This window comes from Caulobacter mirabilis, from assembly GCF_002749615.1.
Taxonomy (GTDB): Bacteria; Pseudomonadota; Alphaproteobacteria; order Caulobacterales; family Caulobacteraceae; genus Caulobacter; species Caulobacter mirabilis.
The window spans coordinates 4,381,914-4,394,625 of record NZ_CP024201.1; the positions used below are offsets into that span (position 1 = coordinate 4,381,914).

17 protein-coding genes are annotated in these 12,712 nt (G+C 70.1%); 10 read left to right on the forward strand and 7 right to left on the reverse strand.

Annotation, left to right across the window (positions count from 1 at the left end):
- From CSW64_RS20715 to dnaQ, 5 genes are read left to right on the forward strand one after another with little or no spacing between them, the layout of a single operon-like run.
- Positions 1 to 852, forward strand: a complete 852-nt coding sequence (locus tag CSW64_RS20715; RefSeq protein ID WP_099623881.1) for a pyruvate, water dikinase regulatory protein — start codon at positions 1 to 3, stop codon at positions 850 to 852.
- Entirely contained in the window at positions 849 to 1,445 is a 597-nt protein-coding gene (locus CSW64_RS20720) for a Maf family protein (protein ID WP_099623882.1), read from the forward strand. Before CSW64_RS20715 ends, CSW64_RS20720 begins: the two co-directional genes overlap by 4 nt.
- Positions 1,442 to 2,290: a shikimate dehydrogenase gene (aroE, locus tag CSW64_RS20725; RefSeq protein WP_099623883.1), complete on the forward strand. Its 849-nt coding sequence runs from the start codon at positions 1,442 to 1,444 to the stop codon at positions 2,288 to 2,290. The genes CSW64_RS20720 and aroE overlap by 4 nt, the downstream gene beginning before the upstream one ends.
- Positions 2,287 to 2,928 carry a dephospho-CoA kinase gene (coaE, locus tag CSW64_RS20730; protein ID WP_099623884.1) on the forward strand — a complete coding sequence of 214 codons (642 nt, stop codon included), beginning with the start codon at positions 2,287 to 2,289 and terminating at the stop codon, positions 2,926 to 2,928. Before aroE ends, coaE begins: the two co-directional genes overlap by 4 nt.
- 6 nt (positions 2,929 to 2,934) lie before the next feature.
- Positions 2,935 to 3,633 (forward strand): DNA polymerase III subunit epsilon, encoded by a 699-nt coding sequence (gene dnaQ / locus CSW64_RS20735; protein ID WP_099623885.1) that lies wholly within the window; start codon positions 2,935 to 2,937, stop codon positions 3,631 to 3,633.
- A 23-nt stretch (positions 3,634 to 3,656) separates the two neighbouring features.
- On the opposite strand, the gene secB is transcribed toward dnaQ, so the two are convergent.
- The gene (secB, locus tag CSW64_RS20740; protein ID WP_099623886.1) at positions 3,657 to 4,166 is read right to left on the reverse strand and encodes a protein-export chaperone SecB; all 510 of its coding nucleotides are present in this window, start codon (positions 4,164 to 4,166) and stop codon (positions 3,657 to 3,659) included.
- 164 nt (positions 4,167 to 4,330) lie between these two features.
- Here secB and timA point away from each other — a divergent pair, with 164 nt between their 5' ends.
- The 4 genes from timA (at position 4,331) to CSW64_RS20760 (ending at position 8,212) form a co-directional block, all read left to right on the forward strand.
- Entirely contained in the window at positions 4,331 to 4,936 is a 606-nt protein-coding gene (gene timA / locus CSW64_RS20745) for a TIM44-related membrane protein TimA (RefSeq protein ID WP_099623887.1), read from the forward strand.
- Entirely contained in the window at positions 4,936 to 6,093 is a 1,158-nt protein-coding gene (gene mltA, locus CSW64_RS20750) for a murein transglycosylase A (protein ID WP_099623888.1), read from the forward strand. The genes timA and mltA overlap by 1 nt, the downstream gene beginning before the upstream one ends.
- A 1-nt stretch (position 6,094) precedes the next feature.
- On the forward strand, positions 6,095 to 6,625 hold the full coding sequence (locus CSW64_RS20755; RefSeq protein WP_099623889.1) for a Smr/MutS family protein: 531 nt from the start codon (positions 6,095 to 6,097) through the stop codon (positions 6,623 to 6,625).
- Between the two features lie 81 nt (positions 6,626 to 6,706).
- Positions 6,707 to 8,212 carry an FAD-dependent oxidoreductase gene (locus CSW64_RS20760; protein WP_099623890.1) on the forward strand — a complete coding sequence of 502 codons (1,506 nt, stop codon included), beginning with the start codon at positions 6,707 to 6,709 and terminating at the stop codon, positions 8,210 to 8,212.
- On the opposite strand, the gene CSW64_RS20765 is transcribed toward CSW64_RS20760, so the two are convergent.
- The 6 genes from CSW64_RS20765 to CSW64_RS20790 are packed head-to-tail and all read right to left on the reverse strand — an operon-like array spanning position 8,209 to position 12,265.
- The gene (locus CSW64_RS20765) at positions 8,209 to 8,532 is read right to left on the reverse strand and encodes a phosphoribosyl-ATP diphosphatase (RefSeq protein ID WP_099623891.1); all 324 of its coding nucleotides are present in this window, start codon (positions 8,530 to 8,532) and stop codon (positions 8,209 to 8,211) included. The two genes, CSW64_RS20760 and CSW64_RS20765, sit on opposite strands and share 4 nt — an antisense overlap.
- Positions 8,529 to 9,302, reverse strand: a complete 774-nt coding sequence (gene hisF / locus CSW64_RS20770; RefSeq protein WP_099623892.1) for an imidazole glycerol phosphate synthase subunit HisF — start codon at positions 9,300 to 9,302, stop codon at positions 8,529 to 8,531. The genes CSW64_RS20765 and hisF overlap by 4 nt, the downstream gene beginning before the upstream one ends.
- Before the next feature lie 4 nt (positions 9,303 to 9,306).
- Positions 9,307 to 10,032: a 1-(5-phosphoribosyl)-5-[(5-phosphoribosylamino)methylideneamino]imidazole-4-carboxamide isomerase gene (gene hisA / locus CSW64_RS20775; protein ID WP_099623893.1), complete on the reverse strand. Its 726-nt coding sequence runs from the start codon at positions 10,030 to 10,032 to the stop codon at positions 9,307 to 9,309.
- Positions 10,029 to 10,673 (reverse strand): imidazole glycerol phosphate synthase subunit HisH, encoded by a 645-nt coding sequence (hisH, locus tag CSW64_RS20780; RefSeq protein WP_099623894.1) that lies wholly within the window; start codon positions 10,671 to 10,673, stop codon positions 10,029 to 10,031. Before hisH ends, hisA begins: the two co-directional genes overlap by 4 nt.
- Before the next feature lie 9 nt (positions 10,674 to 10,682).
- Positions 10,683 to 11,273: an imidazoleglycerol-phosphate dehydratase HisB gene (gene hisB / locus CSW64_RS20785; RefSeq protein ID WP_099623895.1), complete on the reverse strand. Its 591-nt coding sequence runs from the start codon at positions 11,271 to 11,273 to the stop codon at positions 10,683 to 10,685.
- Positions 11,273 to 12,265 (reverse strand): adenosine kinase, encoded by a 993-nt coding sequence (locus CSW64_RS20790; RefSeq protein WP_099623896.1) that lies wholly within the window; start codon positions 12,263 to 12,265, stop codon positions 11,273 to 11,275. The genes hisB and CSW64_RS20790 overlap by 1 nt, the downstream gene beginning before the upstream one ends.
- A gap of 138 nt (positions 12,266 to 12,403) precedes the next feature.
- On the opposite strand from CSW64_RS20790, the gene CSW64_RS20795 reads away from it, so the two are divergent.
- Complete coding sequence (locus CSW64_RS20795) at positions 12,404 to 12,691, forward strand: DUF1330 domain-containing protein (protein WP_099623897.1); 288 nt, start codon at positions 12,404 to 12,406, stop codon at positions 12,689 to 12,691.
- Positions 12,692 to 12,712 lie beyond the last annotated feature (21 nt).

Here is a 12,712-nt window from a genome sequence, read left to right on the forward strand (position 1 = left end):
ATGACGTCAGCGCCCCGGGTCGCCACCTATTTCCACATCCACCTGGTCTCGGACTCCACGGGCGAGACGCTGAACGCCATGGCCCGGGCCGTCTGCGCCCGATTCACCGACGTCCTGCCGATCGAGCACATCTACGCCCTGGTCCGCTCGCAGCGGCAGCTGGAGCGGGCGCTGGAGGAGATCGCCGGCGCGCCGGGGGTGGTGCTGCACACCATCATCGACCCGACCCTGCGAACGGCGCTGGAAGAGGGCTGCCGCCAGCACGACATCCCCTGCATCGCCGCGCTCGATCCGGTGGTCGCCGCCATGTCGCGCTATCTCGGCGCCCCGATGCAGAGCCGGCCCGGCGCGCAGCACGCGCTCGACACCGACTACTTCAACCGCATGGAGGCCCTGAACTACGCCATCGGTCACGACGACGGCCAAGGCGGACAGGACTTCTCGCAGGCCGACGTGGTGCTGGTGGGAGTGTCCCGCACGTCCAAGACGCCGACCTGCATCTATCTGGCGCACCGCGGCGTGCGGGCCGCGAACGTGCCGCTGGTGCCGGGCGTGCCCCTTCCCAAGGAGCTGCTGGAGCTGAAGAACACCCTGGTCGTGGGCCTGATCGCCTCGCCCGACCGGCTGATCCAGATCCGCCGCAACCGCCTGCTGTCGCTGAACGAACAACGGGCCAGCAGCTACATCGACCAGGAGGCCGTCCGTCAGGAGATCATCGCCGCCCGGCGACTCTACGAACGGATGGGCTGGCCGGTCATCGACGTCACCCGCCGATCGGTCGAGGAAACCGCCGCCTCGATTATCAATCTGTTGTCCGGCGGACGCGGCCAGGTCGAGGTGCTGGGAGCATGAGCAGGATCGTACTGGCGTCGAAGAGCCCCGCCCGCACGGCGGTGTTGAAGGCGGCCGGCGTGCCGTTCGAGACCGCCGTGGCCGGTGTGGACGAGGCCGCCGTCAAGAACGGCCTGCTGGCCGAAGGCCAGGGTCCGCGCAACGTCGCCGACGCGCTGGCCGAGCTGAAGGCGGTGAAGATCTCCCGCAACCGACCCGGCGACCTGGTGATCGGCGCCGACCAGACCCTCGACCTCGACGGCGCGCTGTTCGACAAGGTCGAGACGATGGCGCAGGCGCGCGAGCGGCTCCAACTGCTGCGCGGCAAGACGCACAAGCTGCACTCGGCGGTGGTCGTGGCCCGCGACGGCCAGGCGATCTGGCGCGAAGTCCCCGGCGCCAAGCTGACCATGCGGAACTACTCGGACGCCTTCATCGACGACTATCTGGCCGAACGCGGCGAGGACATCCTGAGCTCCGTCGGCTGCTACCAGCTGGAGAACCAGGGCGTGCAGCTCTTCTCCCGCATCGAGGGCGACTATTTCACCATCCTGGGCCTGCCCTTGATGGGCCTGTTCGACTTCCTGCGCCTGCATGGAGCGCTGAAGTCATGAGCCGCCTGACCGGCGCGGCGATGGTCGCCGGGGTCGCCGGACGGCCGGTGACCCATTCGCTGAGCCCGCTGCTGCACAACGCCTGGATCGCCGCCGCCGGCCTGGACGCGGTCTATGTGCCGCTGTCGCCGCCCGAGGACGGCTTCCGCGCCTTCGCCGACGGTCTGCGCGGCGGCGTGATCCAGGGCGTCAACGTCACCATCCCGTTCAAGGAAGACGCCTTGGCGGTCGCCGACGAGCGCAGCCAGCGCGCCCTGCTGGCCGGCGCGGCCAACCTACTGCTGTTCCGCGAGAACGGGACGATCTACGCCGACAACACCGACGGCCTGGGCATGCTCGGCGCGCTGGCGGCCCAGGCGTCCGGCTTCGATCCCAAGGCGGGCCCCGCCGTGGTCCTGGGCGCCGGCGGCGCGGCGCGGGGCGCCGCGGCCGCCCTGTCGCTGGCCGGCGCGCCGGAGGTCCGCATCCTGAACCGCAGCGCCGACCGCGCCGAGGCTCTGGCCCGCGACATCGGCGGAACGGTGAAGGCCGTGCCCCGCGACGGCGCGCTGGCCGAGGCCAACCTGATCGTCAACGCCACGTCGCTGGGGCTGGGCGGCGGCGGCGGGCCGGATGTCGACCTGGGTGAAGCGCCCGGCTCGGCCGTGGTGCTGGACATGGTCTACAAGCCGCTGCGCACCGAGTTCCTGCAGCGCGCGGCCGCGAGGGGCCTGCGCACCGCGGACGGGCTGGAGATGCTGATTCGCCAGGCGGTTCCGAGTTTCGAGGCCTTCTTCGGCGTCGCGCCGCCGGAGAGCGTCGACGTGCGCGGCCTTGCGCTGAACATTCTGGGAGAAGGCCAATGATCGTCGTCGGACTGACCGGCTCCATCGGCATGGGCAAGTCGACCACGGCGGCCATGTTCGCGACCGAGGGCGCGCCCGTCTACGACGCCGACGCCGAGGTCCACGCCCTTTACGCCAAGGGCGGCGCGGCGGTGGCCCCGCTGGATGAAGCCTTTCCCGGCGTGGTGCGCGACGGCGCGGTCGACCGCGCCCTGCTGAGCCGGCAGGTGGTCGGCAAGCCGGACGAACTGAAGCGCCTGGAGGCGATCGTCCATCCGCTGGTCGGCGCCACCCGCGCCGGCTTCTTCGAGAAGGCCGCCGCCCAGGGGGCCGACATCGTGATTCTCGACATCCCGCTGCTGTTCGAGACCGGCGGCGAGAAGCGCGTCGACGCGGTCGTGGTGGTTTCGGCGCCGGCGGACATCCAGCGACAGCGCGTCCTGGCGCGTCCGGACATGACCGAGGAGAAGCTCGACGCCATCCTCGCCCGCCAGATGGCCGACGTCGAAAAGCGAGCGCGCGCCCACTTCGTCATCGACACAGGACAGGGGCTGGACCACGCTCGCGATCAAGTCCGCGAGGTGCTCGCAAAGCTCCGCGATCCCGCCTATGTCGCGACCCTGCGCCGGGTTGAAGGCGGCGGCGAAGCGGCTCATTGAGAGCGGATGGCGCGCCACCTCGTCCTCGATACTGAGACCACCGGCCTCGATCCCCGGACGGGTCACCGGCTGATCGAAATCGCCTGTGTCGAGGTGATCGACTTCATCCCGACGAACCGGAGTTTCCACGAGTACGTCCATCCGGACCGCGAGATCGACGCCGACGCCGAGCGCGTGCACGGCATCTCGCTGGCCTTCCTGAAGGACAAGCCGCGCTTCCACGAGATCGTCGACAAGTTCCTGGACTTCGTCGGCGATGATCCGATCGTCGCGCACAACGCGCCCTTCGACCGAAGCTTCGTGAACGCCGAACTGCAACGGCTGGGTCGCACCCCGCCGCCGGACGACCGCTGGATCGACACCTTGGCCCTGGCCAAGAAGAAGTTTCCTGGGATGTACAACTCCCTGGACGCGCTCTGTAAGCGGATGAAGATCTCGCTGGCCTCGCGCGACAAGCACGGAGCGCTGATCGACGCCGAGCTGCTGGCGGCGGTGTATCTGGAGCTTCAGGGCGGCAAGGAGCGAGCGCTGGACCTCACCGTCGAGACGGTCGCCCGCGCCCAGGCCTCGATCCAGTCGATCGTCTACGGCGCGCGCCCCCGTCCGCTCGCGCCGCGCTCGACCGAACAAGAAAGAGCCGCGCACGAGGCCTTCGTGCGCGGCGTCCTCAAGGATAAGGCTGTCTGGCTGAAGTACGGGATCTGAGATCCCGCCCCCCACAGCGTATCTTAGGCGTTGCCGACCAGGCCGCCTTCACCGCCGGCCTGGGCCTTGCGGGCCGCGTAGACGCCGGCGAAATCAATCGGGTCCAGTTGGAACGGCGGGAAGCCGCCCTCGGACGTCACGTCCGAGATCAGGCGACGAGCGTACGGGAACAGGAAGCGCGGGCACTCGATCAGCAGCACCGCTTCCAGATCGGCTTCCGGCACGCCGCTGATGGCGAACAGGCCGCCGTACAGCAGCTCGACGTGGAAGGCCGTCTTGTCGCCGCGCTTGGCGGTGGCCGTGAGCTTCAGGTCGACTTCGAACAGACCGTCCTGGCGACCGCGCGCGTTCATCTCGACGCCGATGTCGATCTGCGGCTGCAGGCCGGCGGAGTCGGCGCGCAGGGATTCCGGCGCGTTCGGATTCTCGAACGAGAAGTCCCGAACGAACTGCGCGAGAATGCGGAATCCGGGCTGTTCGGTGGCGGCGCCGTTCTCGCCATTGGCGGCGGGCGCGGAGGGCGTATCGCTCATTTTCGGGATCGCGTTCCTGGACGTAGCCTTGAGAGCGCCCCAAACGGGCGCGACATGATGAAGGCGCGCTGCTATCACGCACACCTTGCCCGTGCAACGGCAGCCCCCTGACGAGGCCGCCGTACTCTCCTATATTGCGATTAGTCCCAGTCTACGGAAGTCCCGTGAAGGCCCTCGAACTCGTCATCTTCGCCGTCTTCGCCGTCGTGGTGCTCTACCAGCTCTACGCCGTGCTCGGCCGCCGCATCGGTCGCCAACCCGAAGACCTGCCGGCGCCCGTCGCCACGTCCGATCCCGTGCTGCAGCAGCCTGAGCCTGCCGACGAGGGAGCGCCCGCCACCGGCCTGGCCGCCGTGCGCCAGCGCGATCCGTCGTTCGATGTCGGTCATTTCCTGTCCGGCGCCCGCCAGGCCTACGAGATGATCGTGATCGCCTTCGCCGAGGGCGACCGCGCCACGCTGAAGAACCTGCTGTCGCCCGCTGTGGCGGAGAGCTTCGAGGGGGCGATCGACACCCGTGAGGCGGAAGGTCGCAGCGAGAAGGTCGAGTTCCTGCATCCGCCCCGCGCCGACCTGGAGTCGATCGACGTCGACGGCGACGCCGTTCGCGCGGTGGTCCGCTTCCTGGCCGAGTTCCGCTCGCGCTCGAAGGGCCCCGAGGGCGAGGCGGTCGACGATCGCCGCACCGCCGAGCTCTGGACGTTCGAACGTAATCTTAACAGCCGCGACCCCAACTGGACCCTGGTTCACGTAGACGCCGCGGAGGCGTGATGCGATTTCGAGTTCTCGGGGCGGCGTTGGCGCTGGTCGTGGCGGCCTGCGCCACGCCGAAGCGTGACGGCCCGCTGGTCCCGCCGCCCAAGCCGCGGCCGATCCCCGAAAAACCGGTTCCGCCCCCGCCGCCCCCGCCGACCGTCTGGCTGCCCTTCTCCGAGCTGCCGGGCTGGGACCGCGAAGATCACCTGGCGGCGCTCGAGGCTTTCAAGGCGACCTGCGGCGTCGCCCGCGACCCCGCCGTGAACACGGTCTGCCGCAAAGCGCGCCAGATGCCGCCGCCCGACGACCAATCCGCCCGCGCCTTCCTGGAAGAGAATTTCCGCGCCACGCCGATCGGCGGCGACGGCCTGCTGACCGCCTATTTCGCACCGGTCTACGAGGCCCGCATCTCCAACCGCGACGGCTTCTCCGCTCCGGTGATGGCCAAGCCGGACGACCTGGTTCTGGTCGATCCGGCGGAGCTCGATTCTTCGGCCGCGCCCGGCCCTCGCATCCCGGCCCGCCTGCGCGGCGGCAAGGCCGAGGCCTATCCGGATCGCGCGACGATCGAGGCCGAGCAGCGTGGCGTCGTCCTGGCCTGGATGCGGCCGGAAGACCTGTTCTTCCTGCAGATCCAAGGCTCGGGCGTGCTGACGCTGCCCGACGGTCGCCGCAAGCGCGTCGCCTTCGCCGCCCATAACGGCAGGCCGTTCGTCGGCATCGCCAAGCCGCTGCGCGAGCGAGGCCTGCTGGCCGACAACAACACTTCCGGCGACTCGATCAAGCGTTGGCTGGCCGAGCATCGCGGCCCCGAGGCTGAGGAGATCATGCGGCTGAACCCGCGCTACGTCTTCTTCAGCATCGCCGACGACGACGGCCGCGAGCCCGCCGGCGCCGCGGGCGTTCCATTGCCGCCGGGCCGGGCGATCGCCGTGGACAACAGTCGCCACAGCATGGGCGAACTGTTCTGGATCGACGCCAGCGCTCCGGTGCTGACCGACGCCTTCCCGGTCTACCGCCGCCTGGCGGTGGCGCTGGACACCGGCGGCGCGATCAAGGGCGAGGTGCGCGCCGACCTCTACATGGGCAAGGGTGACGCCGCGGGGGCCGAGGCCGGCCGCGTGCGCCACACCCTGCGCATGTACCGCCTGGCGCCGATCGGAGGCTCCTGACGTGCCGCCCCGGAAGATTCAGCCCGAAGAGGCGCGGCTCTGGGGCCATGTCACCGCCACCGTCAGGCCGCTGCCCGGCCGCCTGTCGCCGAAGATCGAGGCGGAGGCGCCCGCGAAGGCCAAGCCGGCCGAGGATGCGCCGGCTCGCCTGCCCATCGCCGAAGCCAAGGCGGCGCGCCACCGTCCGAAGCCGCCCGCCGCTCCGGACCGTATCGAGCCCGGCCGTCACCGCCGGATCATCCGCGGCCGCGAGCCGCTGGAAGCCCGCATCGACCTGCACGGCCTCACCCACGACCGGGCCCGGGCGGCGCTGGAGGCCTTCCTGCTGCGCGTCTGGGACGAGGGCTGCCGCGAGGCCCTGGTCATCACCGGCAAGGGAACGCAGGGCGAGGGGATCATCCGCCGGTTCACGCCCGAGTGGCTGGCCGCGCCGCCGCTGCGCGACATCGTCGCCGGCGTCTCCTCGGCCCACCGCCGCCACGGCGGCGACGGAGCCCTCTACGTCGCCCTGAAAAGAAAAAGCCGCGGCTGACGTCGCGTCACACTTGGCGCCCGGATTTCCGCGCCCATAGTTCCTCATAGGTCAAGGTTCTGGGGGCAGGAGTTTGGACCGATGACGGAACGCGTGCTGATCATCGGCGCCGGGATGGCCGGGCTGTTCACAGCCCTGGCGCTAGGCGCATCCGGCCGGCAGGTCGACATCCTTGAGCGCGATCCGCCCGCCCCGGACGGCGGCGCCGACGACGCCTTCGAGACCTGGAACCGGCGCGGCGTCGGCCATCTGCGGCATAGCCACGCCTTCCTGGCCCGTCTGCGCAAGATCATCGTCGACAACCATCCCGCCCTGCTGGACGAGCTCAAGGCCGCCGGCGTGCAGGAGCTGAAGTTCGCCGACGGCCTCAATCCCATCGCCAAGGCCCGCTATCGCGCCCGACCAGAGGACGCCGGCCTGACTGTCCTGACCAGCCGTCGCACGACCCTGGAGCTGGTCCTGCGCCGCTACGTCGAGCGCATGGCCAACGTGACCCTCCACAGCGGCGTCAACGCCGCCGGCCTGCTCGGCAGTCTGGACGGCGAGAACCGCTACGTCGTTCGGGGCCTGAGGCTGGAAGACGCCGACGGCCTGCGGGAGGAAGAGGCCGACCTCGTCGTCGACGCCGCCGGCCGCATGTCCCAGGGCTTCGAATGGCTGGCGGAGGCGGGCGTGAGCACGCCCGAGGAGAGCGAGGACGCCGGCATCCTCTACTACACCCGCCACTACCGCCTGCGGCCAGATCAGGACGCCCCCGAGCGCGCCGCCGCGCCCGCCGCCGGCGACCTGGGCTACATCAAGTACGGCCTGTTCCCGGCCGATAATCGCTGCTTCTCGATCACCCTGGCCGTACCGGAGATCGAACAGACCCTTCGCCAGGCCGTTCTGAAGCCCGAGACCTTCGACCGGATCTGCAGCCTGCTGCCCGGCATCGCCCGCTGGACCGACGTCGAGCGATCCGAGCCGATCAGCAAGGTGTTCGGCATGGGCGACCTGAAGAGCCGCTGGCGCGACACCGTCGTGGACGGCAGGCCCAAGGCGCTGAACCTGTTCTTCGTCGGCGACGGCCTGGTGCGGACCAACCCGCTGTACGGTCGCGGCTGCAGTTTCGCGGCGGTCGAGGCGCACCTGCTGCGCGATGTGCTGGACGCCCATAGGCGGCCGGCGGCGCGGGCGATCGCCTACCACGACGCGGTCTCCGCCGAGTTGCGCCCGTACTACGACGACATGCGCACCCAGGATCGCTCGGCGATCCGCCGCGCCCGGAATGCGCTGGACCCTGCCTATCGCCCGCGCGCGAAGGCGAAGGTCCTCAAGAGCTTCGGCGAGGACGCCGTCACCATCGCCCTCCGCTCGGACCCGGACCTCATCCGCGAGTTCATGCGCGGCTTCCACATGCTGGAGCCGTCCAGCGCCTGGCTGAAGCGTCCGGCCAACCTGGCCAAGGTGATGGGCGCCTGGGCGACGCCCAAGTCGGCCAAGGCCTCGCTGTACCCGCCCAGGCTGGGGCCGGACCGGTCCGAGATGTTCGGAACGTTGAACCTGTCGGCGACGGCCGACGCCGAGCGGCTGGGCCTGGCGGCCTAAGGCGTCCGCGAGGCCTTTTCAGCCACGCCCGACCGCCCCTCGCGCGCCTCCAGCTTCGCCGCCACCTCGTCCAGCGACACGCCGCTCGCGGCCAACAGAGCCAGCAGGTGGTAAAGAACGTCGGCGCTCTCGGCGGCCAGGGCGTCGCGGTCCTTCAGCGCCGCGGCCAGCACCGTCTCGACCGCCTCCTCGCCCAGCTTCTTGGCGGCCAGGGTCGGATCGGCCAGCAGCTTGGCCGTCCAGGATTCCGACGGGTCGGCCCCGCGGCGCGCCTCGATGGTCGCCGCCAGCCGGTCGAGGACTTCGCTCAGTCGGCTCATGCCGCCTCCTGTCCCAGCCGCACCGGCACGCCCGCCGCGGCCATGGCCCGCTTGGCCTCCGCGATCGAGACCTCGCCGAAGTGAAAGATCGAGGCCGCCAGCACCGCGTCGGCGTGGCCCACGGTCACCGCCTCGACCAGATGCTGGACATGGCCCGCCCCGCCGCTGGCGATCACGGGCACCGAGACCGCGCCGGTCACCGCGCGGAGCAGTCCCGTGTCGTAGCCGATCTTGGCTCCGTCCCGATCCATGGAGGTCAGCAGGATCTCGCCCGCGCCCTTCTCCACCGCCCGGGCGGCGAACTCGACAGCGTCGATGCCGGTGTCGTTGCGCCCGCCGTAGGTGAAGATGTTCCAGCCCCCGTCGCCGCGCGCCTTGGCGTCCACGGCCACGACCACGCACTGGCTGCCGAAGGCGTCGGCCATGCCGGTGATCAGGTCGGGATTCTCCACCGCTGCGGTGTTGACCGAAACCTTGTCGGCGCCGGCCCGCAGCAGGGCGCGGGCGTTCTCGACGCTGCGCACGCCGCCGCCGACCGACACCGGCATGAAGCACTCATCCGCCGTCCGGGCGACGACGTCCAGGATCGCGCCGCGGCCCTCGTGACTGGCGGTGATGTCCAGGAACATCAGCTCGTCGGCGCCGGCGGCGTCATAGGCCCGCGCCTGCTCCACGGGATCGCCGGCGTCGCGCAGGGCGACGAAATTGACGCCCTTCACCACGCGCCCGTCCTTGACGTCCAGGCAGGGAATGACGCGGACCTTGAGCATGGGATCAGCCGCCCGCGATGGCCAGGGCCTTGGCCGGGTCGACCGCGCCCTCGTAGAGCGAGCGGCCCAGCACGGCGCCGGCGATCGGAACGCCCTTGCGGGCCTTGAGCAGTTCCAGGTCCTTGACCGAAGCGATGCCGCCCGAGGCGATCACCGGGATGGCCACGGCGTCGGCGACCTCGCCGACCTGGGCGACATTGACCCCGACCATGGCGCCGTCACGGCCGATGTCGGTGACGATCAAGGCCGCCACGCCGGCGTCCTCGAACCGCTTGGCCAGCTCGATCACGCCCAGATCAGAGTCGCCGACCCAGCCCTCGGTGGCGACGACGCCGTCCCGGGCGTCGATGGCGACGGCGATCTGCTCGGGCCACTCGCGGGCGGCGGCCTTGACCAGCGCGGGATCCTTGACGGCCACGGTGCCCAGGATGACCCGGCTGACGCCGGCCTCGATCCAGGTCTCGATCGATTCCATGGTGCGGACGCCGCCGCCCAGCTGCACGGGGATCGAGACGGCGTTCAGGATGCTGGCCACCGCCTCGGCGTTGACCGGCCGCCCCTCGACGGCGCCGTTCAGGTCGACGACGTGCAGCCAGGAGAAGCCCTGTCGCTGGAAGCGCTCGGCCTGATTGGCCGGGCTGTCGTTGAAGACCGTTTCCTTGCTCAGGTCGCCGTGCAGCAGACGCACGCACCGGCCGTCCTTCAGATCGATGGCGGGGTACAGGATCACGCGGACGTCTCCAGGAAGTTCTGCAGCAGCCGCAGCCCGGGGCCTTGCGACTTCTCGGGGTGGAACTGCACGCCCATCACGTTGTCGCGCGCGACCGCGGCGGTAAAGCGGCCGCCATGGTCTGTCGTGGCGATCACGTGCGCCGGGTCGGCGGGGGCGAAGGCGAAGGAATGGGTGAAGTACATGTGCGGCGTCGGGCCCAGCCCCGCCAGCAGCGGCCGCCCGGCGTCGAGGTCGCCCAGGGCGTTCCAGCCCATGTGCGGCACCTTGGCGGCGGGGTCGGACGGCCGCAGCCTCGCGACCTCGCCCGGGATCCACCCCAGGCCAGGCGTCTCGCCGAACTCCAGTCCGCGCGTGGCGAGCAGCTGCATGCCGACGCAGACGCCCAGGAAGGGCGCGCCGCGCGTCACGGCGGCGGTCATGGCCTCGACCAGGCCCTCGCGGGCGGCTAGGGCGTTCATACAGGCCGCGAAGGCGCCGACGCCCGGCAGCACCAGCCGATCCGCCGCGGCCACGCGATCGGGATCGGCGGTGACAAGGATGTCCACGGATGTGGTCAGCTGCTCCGCCGCGCGGCGGAGCGCCTTCTCGGCCGAACGAAGGTTGCCCGACCCATAGTCGATCAGGGCGACGCTCTGCATGGGATGATCCTAGAGCACGCCCTTGGTGGAGGGAGCGCGGCCGTGGGTCTTGGGATCCAGCTCCACCGCTTCGCGGAGGGCGCGGGCCAGGGCCTTGAAGCCGCTTTCGGCGATATGGTGGGTGTTGTCGCCATACAGGGTTTCGAGATGCAGGCAGGTCCCCGAGTTCATGGCGAACGCGTGGTGGAACTCCTTGAACAGCTCGGTGTCCATATCGCCGACCTTGGGCCGCGAGAACTCGACCTTCCAGATCAGATAGGGCCGGTTGGACAGGTCCAGAGCGCAGCGCGTCAGCGTCTCGTCCATGGGGATGTAGGCGCTGCCGAAGCGGCGGATGCCCTTGAACCCGTCCAGGGCCTGTTTCACCGCCTGGCCCAGCACGATGCCGGTGTCCTCGACGGTGTGGTGCATGTCGATGTGCAGGTCGCCCTTGGTCTCGACCTTCAGGTCGAAGCCGCCGTGTCGGGCGAAGCCTTCCAGCATATGGTCGAAGAAACCGATCCCGGTGGAGATCGTCGATTCACCGGTCCCGTCGAGATCGATCCAGACGCGGATCTGCGTCTCCTTCGTCTCGCGCGTCACTTCGGCCGTGCGGGCCATCAGATCAGTCCTTCCGCCTTCGCCAGGGCCTCGAGCGAGACCTGCGGCCTGGGGCCGTAGTGGCCGATGACCTCGGCCGCGGCCAGGGAACCCAGTCGCCCGCTGACGGCGAGCGGAAGGCCGCGCGCCACGCCGAGCAGGAAACCCGCTGCGTATTGGTCGCCCGCGCCCGTCGTGTCCACGACTTTCTCGACCGGGAAGGCCGGAACCACGGCCGATTCCCCGCCTGCGAGGATCAGGGAGCCCTGCTCGCTGCGGGTGATGGCGCAGAGGTCGGTCATGGCGCCCAGTTTCGCGGCGGCGGCGTCGAAGTCGTCGGTCTGGAACAGCGCCTTCACCTCGGCCTCGTTGGCCAGGACGATGTCGCACTGGGTCTCGACGAAGCCGAGCAGGGCGTCGCGATGGCGCTCGACCACGAACGAGTCCGACAGGGTGATCGCGATCTTGCGGCCCGCGCCGTGGGCCAGAGCCGCCGCCTTGGCGAAGGCGCGGCGGGCCTCGCTCGGGTCGAACAGGTAGCCTTCCAGGTAGACGATGGTGGAGCCTTCGATGATCTCCGGCGTCACGTCGTCCGGGGTCAGCTCAACCGACGCGCCCAGGAAGGTGCACATGGTGCGCTGGCCGTCGGGCGTCACGTTGATCATGCTGCGCGCCGTGGCCGGGCCGCCGATCAGCGGCGCGGTGTCGAAGCCGACGCCGATGGCCTTCATGTCGTGAGCAAAGACCTCGCCCAGCTGATCCTTGGCCACCTTGCCCAGATAGGCCGACCGGCCGCCGAAGCTGGCGACGCCCGCCACCGTGTTGCCCGCCGAGCCGCCCGAGGTCTCCAGCGCCTGCGCCATGCGGCCGTAGAGCGCGATCGCCTGCTGTTCCTCGACCAGCTGCATGGAGCCCTTCACGAGGCCTTCGGCGGTCAGGAACGCGTCCTCGCAAGGGGCGATCACGTCGACGATGGCGTTGCCGATGGCGGCGACGTCGTAAAGGGCGGTCATGCTGGTCCGTTCGATGAGTGGAGGTCGCCCGCTCGTTACAGGACAAGGCCCGCTGGGGCAACGCGACGGTTTTGTCAGTCTGATTGACTGACGTTAGGGCGGGGGTCTCAGAGGTGCGGCTCCAGGAAAGGGAAACCCATGGCCGCCTACCTCATCTTCCAGCGCGACAAGACCACCGACCCCGCCGAGCTGAAGACCTACTCGGGCCTCGCCGGCGCGACCATGGCCAGCCACAAGGCGACGCCGCACGTCGTCTACGGCCGGCACGAGGTGCTCGAAGGCGCCGAGGTCGAGGGCGTCGTCGTCCTGTCCTTCCCGACAATGGAAGAGGCCAGGGCCTGGTACGACAGCCCCGCCTACACCGCGGCGCGCCAGCACCGTTTCAAGGGCGCGGAATACCGCGTGGTGCTGGTCCAGGGCCTTTGACGACAGGCGCGGGCGGGTCTA